Source organism: Porticoccus sp. (assembly GCA_023261185.1).
Taxonomy (GTDB): Bacteria; Pseudomonadota; Gammaproteobacteria; order Pseudomonadales; family Porticoccaceae; genus Porticoccus; species Porticoccus litoralis.
Map to the genome: position 1 here is coordinate 1 of JALRJN010000047.1, position 15,752 is coordinate 15,752.

A 15,752-nucleotide genomic window follows, 5' to 3' on the forward strand; every position below is an offset into this window, starting at 1 on the left:
TCCACACTCTTTCCCTACACGACGCTCTTCCGATCTAGCCGAAGCCGAAGCCGAAGCCGAAGCCGAAGCCGAAGCCGAAGCCGAAGCCGAAGTCAGTGTGGCGTTACCTGAAGGCTTTGACGCAACCCTTGCTACAGATATTCCGGCGGCAGAAACCCGGCATCAGCCCTTTCCCTGGCAATGGAGCATCCTTTCGCTTTTTGCCGCGCTGTGTATTGTTGCCCAATATGGTTTTTTCTATGCAGATGTCCTGGGCAAAAACCCAGACTATCGGCCCTGGGTTTTGCGCTACTGTGAACTCACCGGCTGCACGGTCCCGGTCATCCGCGACATTGACAAGATTCGTAGTGAATCTTTACTGGTCTACAGCAAACCCGAGATACCCGGCGCACTCTCCGTGGACGCCGTCATTATCAACTATGCCGACTTTGCCCAACCCTTTCCGGACCTACTGCTTCGCTTTGAGGATCTGCAGGGGGAAGCCGTGGCTCAGAGGCATCTGAAGCCTGCCGACTACCTCTCCGGCGAAATGTCCGGTGTCAGAATGATGCCCCCAAACCAACCGGTCCGATTGGGGCTAACACTGGTCGACCCGGGAGAGCAGGCCGTCAGTTACTCATTATTCATCCAGGAATAGCCTTTATTCCTTATCTCAAGTGCGGGTATTATAGCCACCCCCCTTTTTTGACATCGTTTAAAGGCAACTCAACTTGGTTACCATTGGCAATCACGTTCTGGCATCGCGCACCATTCTGGCCCCCATGGCCGGTGTGACTGACCGGCCATTTCGCCAACTGTGCAAGCGACTGGGTGCCGGTATGACCGTATCGGAAATGGTCACTTCTGACACCAGCCTCTGGCATACCCGAAAAAGTCAGCTGCGCCTTCCCCACGAAGATGAGCCAACACCGAAGTCCGTGCAGATCGCAGGCAGCATCCCCGAAATGATGGCGGAAGCCGCCCGGCAAAACTTCCTACTTGGCGCCGAGATCATCGACATCAACATGGGTTGTCCGGCAAAAAAAGTCTGCAAACGCGCAGCAGGATCGGCGCTGTTAAAGGATGAAGTTCTGGTGGAAGACATCCTCTGTGCCGTGGTCAATGCGGTTCCGGTCCCGGTCACACTGAAGATTCGCACGGGCTGGGACACTGAATCCCGCAATGCCGTGCAAATCGCCAGAATCGCAGAAAACTCGGGTATCCAGGCAATTGCCGTTCACGGTCGCACGCGCGCCTGTCGCTTCAAAGGGGATGCGGAATACGACACCATTGCCGAAGTGGTGGCCTCTGTCGATATTCCCGTGTTTGCCAATGGCGATATCCGTTCTCCCGAGCAAGCCAGACTAGTGCTAGAGCACACCGGTGCTGACGCCGTCATGATCGGCCGGGGCGCCCAGGGAAATCCCTGGCTGTTCCGCGAAATTAACCACTACCTGGAAACCGGAACACTGCTGGCGGCTCCCACCACCGAGGAACGGATCTCTGTCATCAGTGAACATCTGCAAGCCATACATGAACATTATGGCGACTATCTTGGCACACGCATTGCCCGCAAACACATAGGCTGGTACGTTGACAGCCTGCCGAGCGGTGAGACATTTCGGAAGTACTTCAATCTGCTGGACACGCCCAGCCAACAACAACAAAGTTTGAAACTCTTTTTGACGAGACAAGAAGAATGGGATACAGCCGCATGAGCGCCATTGACACCTTTACTATCCAGGCGGAAATGAACACCGAATCTCTGGATAACGGCCATCAACACGAATCTCTACACCAGTGCGTTGCTAACGCCCTGGAACAGTACTTTCTGCATCTGGATGGACAGCCCACCAACGACCTTTACCAACTGGTGCTGAGCGAAGTAGAAGTACCACTGCTGGAAGCCGTGCTGGCCTACACCCGTAACAACCAGAGCAAGGCTGCGGAAATGCTTGGGCTTAACCGCGGCACTCTCAGAAAAAAACTCAAACAATACAACCTGCTGTAAGACATAGAGGACGAGATGAGCGACCTGCGTAAAGTTTCCCGCGCCCTGATCAGTGTTTCCGATAAAACTGGAATTGCGGATTTTGCACGAGCCCTGGCTGACCAGGGGGTAGAACTGCTTTCCACCGGCGGCACTTTCCGCCTGTTGAGCGAGAGCGGTATCCCTGTTCGCGAAGTCTCCGACTACACCGGATTTCCGGAAATGATGGATGGCCGCGTCAAAACGCTGCACCCCAGGGTACACGGAGGCATTCTTGGCCGTCGCGGCACTGACGACGCGGTGATGAATGAACACGGCATCCTGCCCATCGACATGGTGGTGGTAAACCTGTACCCCTTTGCCAGCACAGTAGCAGACCCCAACTGCGACCTGCCCACCGCCATCGAAAATATTGATATCGGCGGCCCCACCATGGTTCGCTCCGCAGCGAAAAACCACAAAGATGTCGCCATCGTGGTCAACGCCAGCGACTACAGTGCGGTACTCGACGAAATGCAGGGCAATAACGGGCAGCTCAGCTATGACACCCGCTACGGCCTGATGGTAAAAGCCTTCGAGCACACCGCCGCCTACGACGGCATGATTGCCAACCACTTTGGCGCCCGCAACACGGCTAACGAGAAGCGTGATTTCCCCGACACCTTTAATACGCAATTCCTGAAGACCCAGGAAATGCGCTACGGTGAAAACCCACACCAAAAAGCGGCTTTCTACGTCGAAGCCAACCCGGCGGATACCGGTGTTGCCACTGCCCGCCAGTTGCAGGGCAAAGAACTGTCCTACAACAATATTGCCGATACCGATGCAGCACTGGAATGCGTCAAGCAGTTTGATGCCCCGGCCTGCGTCATTGTCAAACACGCCAATCCCTGCGGCGGCGCTGTTGCAGTAGATATCAACACAGCCTACGACCTGGCGTTTGCCACTGACCCGGAATCTGCCTTTGGCGGCATCATTGCCTTTAACCGGGAGCTGGACGCTGCCACCGCTGAAGCCATCTGCGAACGCCAGTTCGTGGAAGTCATCATCGCGCCAAGCGTTTCTGCAGCGGCGGTAGAAGCTGTCAGCAGCAAGAAAAATGTTCGCCTACTGGAGTGCGGCCAGTGGGGCGACCGTCGTCCTCAAGATTTTGATTTCAAACGCGTAAACGGCGGCCTGCTGGTACAGGATCGCGATAACGGCATGGTGACGGCATCCGACCTGAAAGTGGTTACAGAACGTAAACCCACAGACGAGGAATTGACTGATCTGCTGTTTGCCTGGAAAGTGGCAAAAATGGTCAAGTCCAACGCCATTGTTTACGCCAAAAACAACCAGACCATCGGTGTCGGTGCTGGCCAGATGAGTCGCGTTAACTCAGCCCGAATCGCCGCCATCAAGGCAGAGCATGCGGGCCTTGAAGTGAAAGGTGCAGTGATGGCTTCCGATGCCTTCTTCCCGTTCCGGGACGGCATCGACAATGCTGCCAAGGTGGGGATCAGCTGTGTGATCCAGCCTGGGGGCTCCATTCGTGATGACGAAGTGATTGCCGCAGCCGACGAACATGGCATGGCCATGGTCTTCACCGGCATGCGACACTTCCGTCACTAATAGCGCCCCAAACATAATTTCAGGGCTTTGATTTTGCGGCGATTGTGCCTTGCCGGTACAATCGCCGCTTTCATTTCAGGCAAGAGAATCTCCCATGAATATTCTGGTCATCGGCTCTGGTGGACGGGAACACGCACTGGCGTGGAAAGCGGCTCAAAGTGAAGGGGTCAAAACTGTCTTCGTTGCTCCCGGCAATGCCGGCACAGCACTGGAACCCCGGCTGCAGAATATCGATATCGGCGTCGACGACTTTGCCGCCCTGGCCGATTTCGCCGAGCAAAATAACATTGCCCTGACCATCGTCGGCCCGGAGCAACCCCTAGTGGACGGTATTGTCGATTTCTTCGCCGAGCGGGGCCTGCGCGCTTTTGGGCCCAGCAAGGGTGCCGCACAACTGGAGGGCTCCAAGGCGTTCACCAAGGACTTCCTGGCCCGCCATCACATCCCGACAGCCGATTACCAGAACTTTACCGAGATTGAACCGGCACTAGCCTATCTTCAAGAAAAAGGTGCCCCAATCGTGGTTAAGGCAGACGGGTTGGCTGCCGGTAAAGGCGTGATCGTCGCCATGACTCTGGAAGAAGCAGAAAATGCCGTCCGCGATATGTTGGCCGGCAACGCCTTTGGCGAAGCGGGTCACCGGGTGGTGATTGAGGAATTTCTGGCCGGCGAGGAAGCCAGCTTTATTGTTATTGTGGACGGTGAGCACATCTTGCCCATGGCCACTTCCCAGGACCACAAAGCCCGTGATAACGGCGACAAGGGCCCCAATACCGGCGGCATGGGCGCCTATTCACCGGCACCGGTGGTCACCCCGGATATCCACGATCGCATCATGGCTGAAGTAATTCGACCAACCGTTGACGGCATGGCAGCCGAAGGCAACAGCTACACCGGTTTCCTCTACGCGGGGCTGATGATCATGCCCGATGGCAGCCCCAAAGTGATCGAGTACAACTGCCGCTTCGGCGACCCAGAGACCCAGCCAATCATGATGCGCCTACAATCGGATCTGGTGGCCCTGTGCAATGCCGCACTGGACAAAACTCTGGACCAATGTGAAACCCAGTGGGATCAGCGCGCTGCAGTCGGTGTTGTGCTGGCGGCTGGCGGATACCCAAACAGCTATCCCAAAGGCGACATTATCTCCGGCCTGCCAGATCAAGAGACTGGTGACCAGAAAGTGTTTCATGCGGGCACCAAAATGATCGATGGTGCGGTGACCACCAACGGAGGCCGAGTGCTCTGCGCCGTCGGATTGGGGGACAGTGTCACCAGTGCCCAACAGCGCACCTACCAGCTGGTCGAGCAGATCAGCTGGGACAAGGTGTATTACCGCACGGATATTGGCTACCGAGCCGTGGCCCGAGAACAAGGCAGCAACTAATGCTTGTTCTCACACAATAAAGCCCGGCATATGCCGGGCTTTTTTATGGGCTAGCTCTCTACATTTGATATTTCATTATCGGTCAGGCTCTCACCAAATTTCGCTCTTCTGCCCACTGCCGCAACAGCGCCAGCTTTTCAGCCATAACCATCGATAATGGACTGGTTTTTGCCAACTCTGCCAGCAGGAGCGATTGATTAAGCACCTCATTTTGCGCCAAACCACTATAAAGGCCCGATACCACGGCCTGCTCAATTTCTGCTCCGGTGAAGCCCTCTGAAGCTGCCGCCAATGCCGTCAACTGGAACTGGGCAACGTCCAGTTCCCGCCGGGCTAGGTGAATGGCAAAAATATCTTCCCGTATACTCTTATCCGGCAGGTCGACAAAAAACAGCTCATCAAAGCGGCCCTTGCGCACCAGCTCTGGTGGCAGCCGAGAAATATCATTACCTGTCGCCACCACAAACACCGGCTCACGTTTTTCCGCCAACCAGGTGAGCAAGGTTCCCAACACACGCTGGGAGGTACCCGAATCTGAACTATCTCCTGTCACACCTTTTTCAATCTCGTCCACCCAGAGCACACAGGGCGACATTTTCTCGGCCAGCGCCAGAGACTCCCTAAGGTTACGCTCTGTTTCACCATGGAATTTGTTGTACAGCGCGCCCATGTCGAGACGCAACAGTGGTACCTGCCACAACCCGGCTACCGCCTTGGCCGCCAGGCTCTTGCCACCACCCTGAACACCGAGCAGAAGAATACCTCGCGGGGATTCAATCCCAGGCATATTGTTCTCACCCGCAAACACTTGCCGACGCGCTTCCAGCCACGCTTTCAGGTTATCCATACCACCGACAGATGCGAATTTTTCCGTGTCATACTCGTAGCTGAGCACGCCTTCCAGGTCCATCAGCTGAAACTTGGCACGATTCACCTCCGGCAGATCTGACTCAGTAATGGCGCCGTCGTCAATAATAGCCCCGCGTACCAGATGTCGAACCTCGCTCTGGGTTAGCCCCTTCAAGTTGGCCACCAGCTTTTGCAGCGTACCGTTATCGGTTTTGACCTTGCGACCACCGTTGCCCTGGGCCCAGAGTTTCGCCTCATCGCGGATCAGGGTATGAATCTGGTCATCGCCGGGCAAGGACATACTAAAACTCGCCCCAAGCCTGGACAGTTCAGGCGGTAATTGCAGGCGATGACTCACCAGAATCACGGTAATCTGACCACCACTGTTGCGCAGCGCAATGTCTTTCAGCAAGCGCACATTTTTTGGCTCATCACTTAACCAGGGATGAAAGTCACAGAGTACGTAAAAGCCCGGTTCGGCGCGCTCTTTCAAAAAAGACAAGACGGCTTCAGGTTCCGCATGCTGACTGTTGCCTGCCAGCTGCAAGCCAAAGTCCGCTCGCCTCAGCCCGTCGGTTAGCGTCCATTGAAACAGCGGTTTGTCCCGCTGACGCGCTACCCGTAACAGTAAATCAATCGCGCGAGTTTCTTCGTGGGTCTCCAGCACCACCAGGGGTACCCGAGCGTCAACAATCACCCCCAGGTCATGAGCATCCTGCATATCTTTTTTCCTATTGTTCGTTGCGTTTTAACCACACCTCAATGCCCTGGGCATTGAGCTCAATATCCATCGCCAGATCATTGAGAATTTCAGCGGCGTCGACATTTGGCCATTGTTCCAGAATTTGCTGCCTGAGCGACTCAGTCAATTTCTCGGCAATGGCTTGCTCCCTGTCATCTTCCAACGCCAAGTTTAATGCCATCTGGCTCCAGCTCCTGATTTGATATTTCAGGCTTTGCACATAGTTTGCCGGGGCTTCCAGCACACCATAATGGGTCAGATACATACGCCGGGGATCATAGCTCATCAACAAATCCAGTGAATCGAGCAGTTTATCCGGATCAAACTGAACAGGGGTTGTGGTTGGCAGAATAAGCCTTTCGTCAGCCATGGTTTCAAAGTTGTAACTTAGGCCAAAGGTGTCGCCTGTGAACCAGCCCTGACTGCGGGTATCCCAGACACAAAAATGGTGCTCGGCATGGCCGGGGGTATGGCGAATTTGCAGTGATCGCCCACCCAGCTCAATGACCGCACCATCTTCTGCAACAATAACCCGCTCTTCCTTTACAGGAACCAGCTCACCGTAGAGCTCACTGTAAGCTTCTTCTCCGTAAACCGCTTTTACCCCTTCAATCAGCCGGCTTGGATCTATCATATGCCGGGCACCTCTGGGATGAACGACTAATGTAGCTTCTTTGCATCGAGCCATCAGCACCCCCGCACCCCCGGCATGATCGAGATGTACGTGGGTCGGCACCACATAACGCACTGCATCCAGCGGTAATCCCAGGGAACCCAATGCTGCCTGGATAGCTTCGACTGTATGAGCAGTCCCCGTCTCGATAATGGACACCTGCGATCCCTCAATCAGGAGGTAGCAGCATGCTACCCCCTCCTTGATGTAATGGGCGTCCAGACAGTAGATACCGTGGCCAAGATCTTCGATTGTCGCGCCTATCATGCTCACCCCCTTGCAGCTGCAACAAGTTTGTTACAATACTTACCTTCCAACCAGCAGAACATTAGACCAATGAACGCCAGACGACACTCATTCTTTGACGGATTACTGATTCAGGCCGACAAGGCCCTGAGAACATTGGTGGCAGATGCGCCGTCTCCCGAACGCAGCTCTCCCGCTGCCGGGAATGCGGAGCAACCGTTGAGTGAGGTTGAAAAAAAGCATGCTGCAGGGCTGATGCGAGTCAATCATTCTGGAGAGGTCTGTGCCCAGGCCCTCTATCAAGGTCAGGCCCTCACAGCAAAATTATTTTCTGTGCGCGAGGACATGGAGCAGGCAGCGGACGAGGAAATCGATCATCTGGCCTGGTGTGAAGAACGGGTGAAGCAACTGGGTAGCCATACCAGCGTGCTCAATCCCCTCTGGTACGGACTTTCCTTTGGTATTGGTGCCACTGCGGGACTGATCAGCGACAAGTTAAGCCTGGGTTTTGTCTCCGCCACGGAGGATCAGGTCTGCAAACACTTACAAAGCCATCTGCAGGAGCTGCCACCCCAGGACAGCAAGAGCCGCGCCATTGTTGACCAGATGCTGGAAGACGAATCCAGACACGCGCACGCCGCCCTGCAGGCTGGCGGCGTTGAGTTTCCAGCGCCGGTGAAAACCTTGATGAGTTTGGTTTCCAAGGCAATGACCAAAAGCAGCTACCGAATCTAGCGAGCCCGAGCGGCCTGCTTGGCCTTTTCCTTGATCTCCTGAACAATTCCTATGATCTGGTCCTTGACCCACTGGTGGGCAGGCGACTTGATTGTGCGAGCATGCTGCACCAGCACGACAGGCACCGTGTTATCAAACTCCAGTTCTTCGGGGTAGGCCTTGCGAACAATGCCATAGGTTTCACCTTCCATTTTCAGGTCGTGCATGGTGGCCATCATCAGGCAGTCGGTTTGCCACAGCGCATCCATGGCCGTCATCAACTGGGTGGTTACCAGCGTCTTTTTACGGGATAGGCCTAACTTGGCCAGCTCTCGGTCAAAGCGACTTTCCACCGATGCGGAAACCTCTCCCGAAAGCAGCAGGTAATACTGGATAAAGGGGTATTCCAGCATTTCCCGCAGTGTCAGTTTTTCCCTATCGGCAAGCGGGTGACCGGTACGCATCCACACCGCCGGGGTAAAATTACCCAGGGGGGTAACATGAAATTCACTGCCGTAGGGACGAGCAATCTCGATAGCAAAATCCAGGTTACCATCTTCCAGCGCCCGGGCTTCCTCGCCAGCCTCGCTGGTCAATGTCAGTGACATGTGAGGAGCCTCTGCTATCACATGCCGCGTCAGCGTTGGAATGACCTGAACAGCTATAAACTCTGCAGTCATGATACGCATCTCCCCATCGTAAACCTGGGGATCGAACGTCGTTTTTTCTACCAACAGGGAAACGCTGGAAAGAACCGTTGGCAACTGCACAGCCAGCTCTGTGGCTCGCGGTGTAGGGATCAAACCCCGACCACTGCGGATAAAGAGCGGATCATCAAAAAGCTCTCGCAGTCGCTGCAAAGTTTTACTCATTGCAGGCTGGGTGATGTAAAGCCGCTCTGCTGCCCGGGTAACACTTTGCTCCTCCATCAGCACCTGAAGAGCAACCAGCAAATTGAGATCCATTCGAGCCAGATGTTTTGTAACCACAATAAATTACCCTGATTCATGCCTGGCATTATATTAATACATTTGAGTAATGAATTGTCGATACTTATAGTTTGAATCGAAGCAAAGGTGTTCTGAAACCGAGAATTTATAGGGTCTACCCCCTCCCTCTCTCACCATTCGGGTAACCGCGGTTTTAGCCCTTCATGACCGACAGGTAATGTAATCCAGCTCTCGGATTTTCCTGTTGATAAGGCTTCAAACCTCTTACTCCCTCTAGATCTTTTCAAGGCAGCGCAAGCTGCCTTTTTTTTAGCCAGTGCTGGCCAACACACAAAAATATGAATTTAAATTATATAGGAAATAAAAATAATACATTTTAATTATGGAAGGAGGATCACTAGAGTAGCATCCATACATTGGCGCTGGATGAATTTTGGAGAAGCACCAACGCCAAGGGTTATACCTCCTAGTTGACACTTTCTACCCCTCTTAATATCCCTTTGGGCAGCTCACAAGCTGCCCATTTTTTTGTCTGCGAATTATAGAAAGGGGGAAGAAGACAGCATCGCTGCCTGATCGAATTTAGTCGATCGCCTCAATACTGTGGCTGTGGGTGATTTCCACACCACCGCGAGAGAGCATGATGGATGCTGAACAATACTTTTCGGCTGACAGTTTGACGGCATTCGCCACCTGGTTTTCTCGAAGATTCCTGCCAGACACAACAAAGTGGATGTGAATTTTAGTAAACACTGAGGGCACTTCATCTGCCCTTTCCGCCTCGATTTCAGCAACGCAACCGACGACATCCTGACGGCTTTTTTTAAGGATATGCACCACGTCAAAAGCGGAACATCCCCCCATGCCACTGAGCACAACCTCCATTGGTCGAGCACCCTGGTTTTTGCCCCCATGATCTGGAGGACCATCCATCACGAGCTGATGTCCGCTTTCCGTCTCTGCGATGAATTTGGCGTCTCCGCCCCAGGAAATCTTGGTTTTCATGTCGTCCTCGTGCTCAAAAGTGTCGAGAGCCTAACATAATTGATACCCAGTTACCTTTAGAATTGCCAATTCAGTACGACTAGCCACTCAAATGAGGAGTAGAGCTCATGACAAATACCAACTTGGCCAAAGAGGACTTTGTGCCCATAATGGGGGCATTATTTGAAAAAAGTCACAAAAGGGAGGAACCCGAGTTGGCACCGGCACCGATAACCCCCCACATTCCCAACGTGGAAGAATTTCTGGCTCACTGTCACCGACGCAAGTACCCGGCAAAAAGCACCATCATCTATGCCGGTGATGAAGGCGATACGCTGTCATATATTGTTAAAGGCTCCGTCACCGTACTCATAGAAGACGACGATGGCCGGGAAATGATTGTTGCCTACCTCAACGAAGGTGACTTTTTCGGCGAGATGGGTCTCTTCCAGCAACCGGACCGCAGCGCCTGGATTCGCGCCAAAACAGAATGTGAACTTGGCGAAATCAACTATAGCAAGTTTCAGGAACTCTCCCGTGAGCACCCAGAGTTCCTGTTCGCTATCGGCGTTCAGATGGCGAAACGCTTAAGGGATACCACCCGCAAAGTGGGCGACCTTGCTTTTCTCGATGTGACGGGGCGCGTAGCACGCACTCTACTGGACCTCTGCAAGGAACCGGACGCCATGACACACCCGGATGGCATGCAGATCAAAATCACCCGCCAGGAAATTGGCCGCATTGTCGGATGTTCAAGAGAGATGGTAGGCCGGGTTTTGAAAACCCTGGAAGATCAGGGTCTAGTTTCTGTGAAAGGAAAAACCATGGTGGTCTTCGGTACGCGCTGACAGGAAAGTGGTTTTACCCGAGGGCCTCCATGAGGCCTTTTTTATTGCCTGCATTCAGCTTGTACACTTCTCCTGCCCACTCTTATCATGAGAATACCTGACTTCACTGCAAAGGAATTCCCATGCAAAGTATTCATTACCCCATCAGCGGTTCATGTCAATGTGGGCTGATCACCTATGAACTACTGGAGCCTCCCCTGCGGGTTATCGCCTGTCATTGCCGCGAATGTCAAAAACTCTCTACCAGCGCTTTTAGTCTGACAGCCATGGTAAATGCATCCTCAATCCGCTTCCACGGACCACTGAAACACTGGGAGAGGCCGGCGGACAGCGGCAATACCAATTGTGCGGAGTTTTGTCCTGGCTGCGGCAATCGCATTTACCACTACAACCCGCAACAGCCGGAAGTCCTTAAACTCAAACCAAGCACTTTAGCGGACACTCGTGACATTCAACCGACTTTGCACGTATGGGCCAGCGAAAAACAGGATTGGTTCCAGATCCCGGAAGGCGTGGAGCAACACCCCACACAACCCTGGTAGCTCTCTCCGTGCCACCGGCGTTCGCCCGGCCACAGGCCCACAAAAAAGCCCCGCATTCGCGGGGCTCACAATCGAATCCAAACCCAGGCTACAAGGTTGATTGATGGTTAACAAACGGCAGCAGGGAGACCTGCTTATCAATTAAACATCTCTACCAATTTCAGGCCGGGCTCTTCAGCACGCATAAATGTCTCGCCCACCAGGAACGCATTGACATTGTGACCGCGCATGGCCGCCACATCATCAATGGTGAGAATGCCACTTTCGGTAATCACAATCCTATCTTCGGGAATTTTTCCCAGCAAACTGAAGGTGGTATCCAGCGTCGTATGAAACGTATTCAGATTGCGGTTATTGATACCGATCATCGGGTTTTCGATGACCATGGCACGGTCGAGCTCCTGCGCGTTGTGCACCTCGATCAACACGTCTAACCCCAGTTGCCGAGCGATGTCATGCAGGCTTTCCAGTTGAGACTGCTCCAGGGCCGCCACAATCAGCAGAATACAGTCGGCACCCAACACATAGGACTCGTATACCTGGTAAGGCTCAATCACAAAATCCTTACGCAACACCGGCAGGCGTGTGGCTTCACGGGCCATTTTCAGGTATTCGTCGGAGCCCAGAAAAAACTCTTCCTCTGTCAGCACGGACAGGCAGGCAGCGCCTCCCTTTTCATAACTGCGGGCAATTCCCACCGGATCAAAATCCTCACGAATCACTCCTTTACTGGGTGACGCCTTTTTTACTTCGGCAATCACAGCGGCCAGCCCCTGGTCAATCTTGAACTGCAGCGCAGAGGCGAACCCCCTGATTTCACGAGGGTCACGGCACTGCTCCTGCAGCTGCTCCAGGGAAACCTGTTGGCTGCGCCGGGCAACTTCCGCGGCCTTGCGTTCAAGAATTTTTTTCAACACAGTGGGTGTATTTATCGCGGAATTCATCATTCTGTATCCAGTTCTTTTAGGCAGCGCGAAAATGCTGCCAGATCATCCAGCTTGGCTTTCGCCAAACCGCTACCAATAGCGTCCTGGGCCATACCCACGCCCTCTGCCAAGCTGGTGGCGACACCTGCCGCATAGAGTGCAGCTCCGGCGTTTAGCGCCACCATATCTGATGCAGTACCGCCATCTTTGGAAAGCGCCCGCTTCACCATGGCCAGGCTCTCGTCCGCATCCACCACCTTCAAGTCCTGCAAGTGGCCACGGGCAATATTGAAATCTTCCGGAACAACCGTGTATTCCAGTATTTCTCCATTTAAAAGCTCTGCCACCCATGTCTCGGCAGCAATACTGATCTCATCCAGGCCATCTGCCGAGTGGACCACCAGTACATGCTCAGCGCCCAATTCACGCATTACTTCCGCAACCGGTCTTACCCACTCGCGGTCAAAGACTCCCAGCAGCATATTGGGAATACGTGCCGGATTGGTCAGCGGTCCAAGCAAATTGAAGAGTGTCCTTGCAGCCAGCTCCCGACGGGGGCCAATCGCGTGCTTCATGGCGCTGTGGTGATTGACCGCAAACATAAACCCGACACCCACTTCTTCGACGCACCGCGCCACTTCAGCCGGGGACAAGTCTAGACAAACACCGGCTGCTTCCAGCAAATCGGCACTACCGCTTTTACTGCTCACCGATCGATTGCCATGCTTGGCAACCCTGGCGCCTGCCGCTGCGGCCACAAAGGTGCTGGCAGTGGATACATTAAAAATACCGGCGCTGTCACCACCCGTGCCAACGATATCCACCAGATGTTCGCCACCGACACTCACGGGCGCTGCCAGTTCACGCATAACCTGTGCCGCTGCGGTTATTTCCGAAACGGTTTCACCCTTCATGCGCAATCCCACCAGAAAACCGCCGATCTGAGCATCGGTTGCGTCACCGGTCATGATCTGCCGCATCACCTCACGCATATCTTCAATGCTGAGATCCTGTCTTTGCAGAACTGCCGCTATGGCCTGTTGAATATTCATGGCTTAACTCTTTAAAAAGTTTTCCAGCAGGTCATGGCCATGCTCGGTAAGAATGGATTCCGGGTGGAACTGGACGCCCTCAATCGCAAAGTCGCGATGGCGCACGCCCATAATTTCATCGACACCACCGTTTTCATCCTGCGTCCAGGCGGTGACTTCGAAACAGTCCGGCAGTGACTCGCGCTCCAGGATCAGTGAGTGGTAACGCGTGGCCTCGAAGGGATTTGCCAAGCCTCGAAACACGCCGGAATTATTGTGATAGACCGGCGACGTCTTGCCATGCATTACCTGTCGGGCGCGTACCACTTTGGCACCAAAGGCCTGACCGATACTCTGGTGGCCAAGACAGATACCCAGCATAGGGATTTTCCCGGCAAATTCCGTCACCAGCGCGACGGAGATACCGGCTTCATTGGGCGTGCAGGGCCCGGGAGAAATCACAATTTTCTCTGGTGCCAGCGCGGCAACCTGATCCAGAGTGATCTCATCGTTGCGTACTACTTTTACTTCAGCATGCAACTCACCCAGGTACTGCACCACGTTGTAGGTAAAGGAGTCGTAGTTATCAATCATCAATATCACGGCACAACTCCTCAAAGTACCAGGTCGGCAGCGCGGAATATGGCCCGCGCCTTATTCATGGTCTCTTTCCACTCAAGCTCGGGAATCGAGTCCGCCACAATACCGGCACCAGCCTGCACATAAAGCTTGCCGCCCTTGATCACTGCGGTGCGAATGGCAATGGCAGTGTCCATATTACCGTTCCAGCCGATATAGCCCACGGCGCCACCGTAGACACCGCGCTTCACCGGCTCCAGCTCGTCGATAATTTCCATGGCGCGAATTTTGGGCGCACCACTCAAGGTGCCTGCAGGCAGCGTCGCCCGCAACACATCAATCGCACTGGTCTCCGGTGGCACCTGCCCGGTGACATTAGAGATGATATGCATCACGTGGGAATAACGCTCCACCGACATCTTTTCGGTGAGTTTCACTGAACCTGTCAGTGCCACCCGGCCGACATCATTGCGACCGAGGTCAATCAGCATCAGATGCTCGGCAATTTCTTTGGGGTCGGCCAGCATTTCGGCTTCCAGCGCCCTGTCCTCTTCCTCGGTATGGCCGCGGCGACGGGTCCCGGCAATGGGACGAACCGTCACTTCGCCGTCTTCCAGGCGAGCCAGAATTTCCGGCGATGACCCCGCAATATGAAAATCATCGAGATCCAGGAAATACAGGTAGGGCGAGGGGTTCAGGCAGCGCAAAGCCCGGTAAAGGTTGAGCGGTTCAGCGGTAAAATCCATGGACAGCCGCTGTGAAGGGACAACCTGCATCACATCCCCCGCCAGAACATAGTCCTTGATGATATTCACCGCATCCTTGTAATTCTGCTCACCAAAACTGGAGACAAACGCGGACTCCTGCAAACCGCTGCCTGCCATGTTGAGCCCGGGCATTTCCGGCACCGGCAATTTCAGCTTAGCTTCCAGATCGTCGAGCCGCTCCTGGGCTCGTGACCAGGCATTGGGTGCCTTGGCATCTTCATGTACTACCAGTATCAGCTTACCCAGCAGGTTGTCGAAAATAACCACCTCGTCAGACACCATCAGCAGGATATCCGGGTTGCCCAACTCGTCAGGTGGCGTAGAGTTTTTCAGCTTTGGCTCCACGTAGCGCACCGTGTCATAACCGAAATAACCCACCAGACCACCGGTGAAACGGGGCAACTGTGGTAGCTCAGGCATGCGGTAGGTGGCGTGAAACGCTTCGATATCCTGCAACGGATCAGTGGTAGTCCGACATTCCTGCTGCACACCATTGGTCTCGATGGTGAGCTGGTCGCCATAGACTTTGAGAACAGTGGAAGCTGGCAAACCTATCAGGGAATAACGCCCCCATTTTTCACCGCCCTGGACAGATTCAAACAGATAGGAATAGGGCCCTCGGGCCAGCTTCAGGTAACAGGACAGGGGAGTTTCGAGGTCGGCCAGCACCTCTCGCATCACAGGAATACGGTTATAGTTCTGCTCGGCCAGCTCGGCAAATTCATTCGGGGTCATGGTTCTTCCCTTGCGCTTACAAGCGCAGATTGTTCAGACAAAAAAGGGGCAAAAAAGTGGCCGCCATTCAGGCAGCAGGGATCAGCAGCCGCGCCATCGCCAGCCGAGTTGAGCAGAAATGAGAGATGGGCAATTACCGAATGCCACAAAAGCCTCCAATTGTCAGAGGGCGCATTCTAATTCATTCAACCGTTGCTGC

General features: G+C 54.1%; 16 protein-coding genes. 8 read left to right on the top strand and 8 right to left on the bottom strand.

Annotation, left to right across the window (positions count from 1 at the left end; translation table 11 throughout):
* The 5 genes from ACYZYZ_RS04015 to purD form a co-directional block, all read left to right on the top strand.
* The coding region (locus ACYZYZ_RS04015; RefSeq protein ID WP_461483334.1) for a DUF3426 domain-containing protein at positions 1-637 on the top strand (637 nt) is incomplete at its 5' end.
* A gap of 73 nt (positions 638-710) precedes the next feature.
* Positions 711-1,697 (top strand): tRNA dihydrouridine synthase DusB, encoded by a 987-nt coding sequence (gene dusB / locus ACYZYZ_RS04020; RefSeq protein ID WP_461483335.1) that lies wholly within the window; start codon positions 711-713, stop codon positions 1,695-1,697.
* A 32-nt stretch (positions 1,698-1,729) separates the two neighbouring features.
* Entirely contained in the window at positions 1,730-1,990 is a 261-nt protein-coding gene (gene fis, locus ACYZYZ_RS04025) for a DNA-binding transcriptional regulator Fis (protein WP_305170554.1), read from the top strand.
* Between the two features lie 15 nt (positions 1,991-2,005).
* A complete protein-coding gene (purH, locus tag ACYZYZ_RS04030; protein ID WP_461483336.1) occupies positions 2,006-3,580 on the top strand; it encodes a bifunctional phosphoribosylaminoimidazolecarboxamide formyltransferase/IMP cyclohydrolase in 1,575 nt (524 codons plus the stop codon).
* 94 nt (positions 3,581-3,674) lie between these two features.
* The gene (gene purD, locus ACYZYZ_RS04035; protein ID WP_305170491.1) at positions 3,675-4,967 is read left to right on the top strand and encodes a phosphoribosylamine--glycine ligase; all 1,293 of its coding nucleotides are present in this window, start codon (positions 3,675-3,677) and stop codon (positions 4,965-4,967) included.
* An 82-nt stretch (positions 4,968-5,049) separates the two neighbouring features.
* Here purD and ACYZYZ_RS04040 read toward each other — a convergent pair whose 3' ends face one another.
* Together ACYZYZ_RS04040 and ACYZYZ_RS04045 are read right to left on the bottom strand one after the other, a co-directional pair.
* Positions 5,050-6,537: an AAA family ATPase gene (locus tag ACYZYZ_RS04040; protein ID WP_461483337.1), complete on the bottom strand. Its 1,488-nt coding sequence runs from the start codon at positions 6,535-6,537 to the stop codon at positions 5,050-5,052.
* A 10-nt stretch (positions 6,538-6,547) separates the two neighbouring features.
* Complete coding sequence (locus tag ACYZYZ_RS04045) at positions 6,548-7,498, bottom strand: MBL fold metallo-hydrolase (protein WP_461483338.1); 951 nt, start codon at positions 7,496-7,498, stop codon at positions 6,548-6,550.
* A 69-nt stretch (positions 7,499-7,567) separates the two neighbouring features.
* On the opposite strand from ACYZYZ_RS04045, the gene coq7 reads away from it, so the two are divergent.
* Positions 7,568-8,212, top strand: coding sequence for a 2-polyprenyl-3-methyl-6-methoxy-1,4-benzoquinone monooxygenase (coq7, locus tag ACYZYZ_RS04050; protein ID WP_461483339.1), 645 nt, complete (start codon positions 7,568-7,570; stop codon positions 8,210-8,212).
* Here coq7 and ACYZYZ_RS04055 read toward each other — a convergent pair.
* Together ACYZYZ_RS04055 and ACYZYZ_RS04060 are read right to left on the bottom strand one after the other, a co-directional pair.
* A complete protein-coding gene (locus ACYZYZ_RS04055; protein WP_461483340.1) occupies positions 8,209-9,180 on the bottom strand; it encodes a LysR family transcriptional regulator in 972 nt (323 codons plus the stop codon). The two genes, coq7 and ACYZYZ_RS04055, sit on opposite strands and share 4 nt — an antisense overlap.
* A 543-nt stretch (positions 9,181-9,723) precedes the next feature.
* Entirely contained in the window at positions 9,724-10,146 is a 423-nt protein-coding gene (locus ACYZYZ_RS04060) for an OsmC family protein (protein ID WP_461483341.1), read from the bottom strand.
* Between the two features lie 149 nt (positions 10,147-10,295).
* Here ACYZYZ_RS04060 and crp point away from each other — a divergent pair, with 149 nt between their 5' ends.
* Both crp and ACYZYZ_RS04070 read left to right on the top strand, forming a co-directional pair.
* Positions 10,296-10,973 carry a cAMP-activated global transcriptional regulator CRP gene (gene crp, locus ACYZYZ_RS04065; protein WP_461483358.1) on the top strand — a complete coding sequence of 226 codons (678 nt, stop codon included), beginning with the start codon at positions 10,296-10,298 and terminating at the stop codon, positions 10,971-10,973.
* 122 nt (positions 10,974-11,095) lie between these two features.
* Positions 11,096-11,515, top strand: a complete 420-nt coding sequence (locus ACYZYZ_RS04070) for a GFA family protein (protein WP_461483342.1) — start codon at positions 11,096-11,098, stop codon at positions 11,513-11,515.
* 137 nt (positions 11,516-11,652) lie between these two features.
* Here the strand turns inward: ACYZYZ_RS04070 and trpC are convergent, their stop codons facing one another.
* From trpC to trpE, 4 genes are read right to left on the bottom strand one after another with little or no spacing between them, the layout of a single operon-like run.
* Positions 11,653-12,462, bottom strand: coding sequence for an indole-3-glycerol phosphate synthase TrpC (gene trpC / locus ACYZYZ_RS04075; RefSeq protein ID WP_439651653.1), 810 nt, complete (start codon positions 12,460-12,462; stop codon positions 11,653-11,655).
* Positions 12,459-13,493 (bottom strand): anthranilate phosphoribosyltransferase, encoded by a 1,035-nt coding sequence (gene trpD, locus ACYZYZ_RS04080; protein WP_305170484.1) that lies wholly within the window; start codon positions 13,491-13,493, stop codon positions 12,459-12,461. Before trpD ends, trpC begins: the two co-directional genes overlap by 4 nt.
* Positions 13,494-13,496: 3 nt before the next feature.
* A complete protein-coding gene (locus ACYZYZ_RS04085) occupies positions 13,497-14,075 on the bottom strand; it encodes an anthranilate synthase component II (protein ID WP_305170483.1) in 579 nt (192 codons plus the stop codon).
* Positions 14,076-14,086: 11 nt separating this feature from the next.
* A complete protein-coding gene (trpE, locus tag ACYZYZ_RS04090) occupies positions 14,087-15,553 on the bottom strand; it encodes an anthranilate synthase component I (protein ID WP_305170482.1) in 1,467 nt (488 codons plus the stop codon).
* Positions 15,554-15,752: the final 199 nt, after the last annotated feature.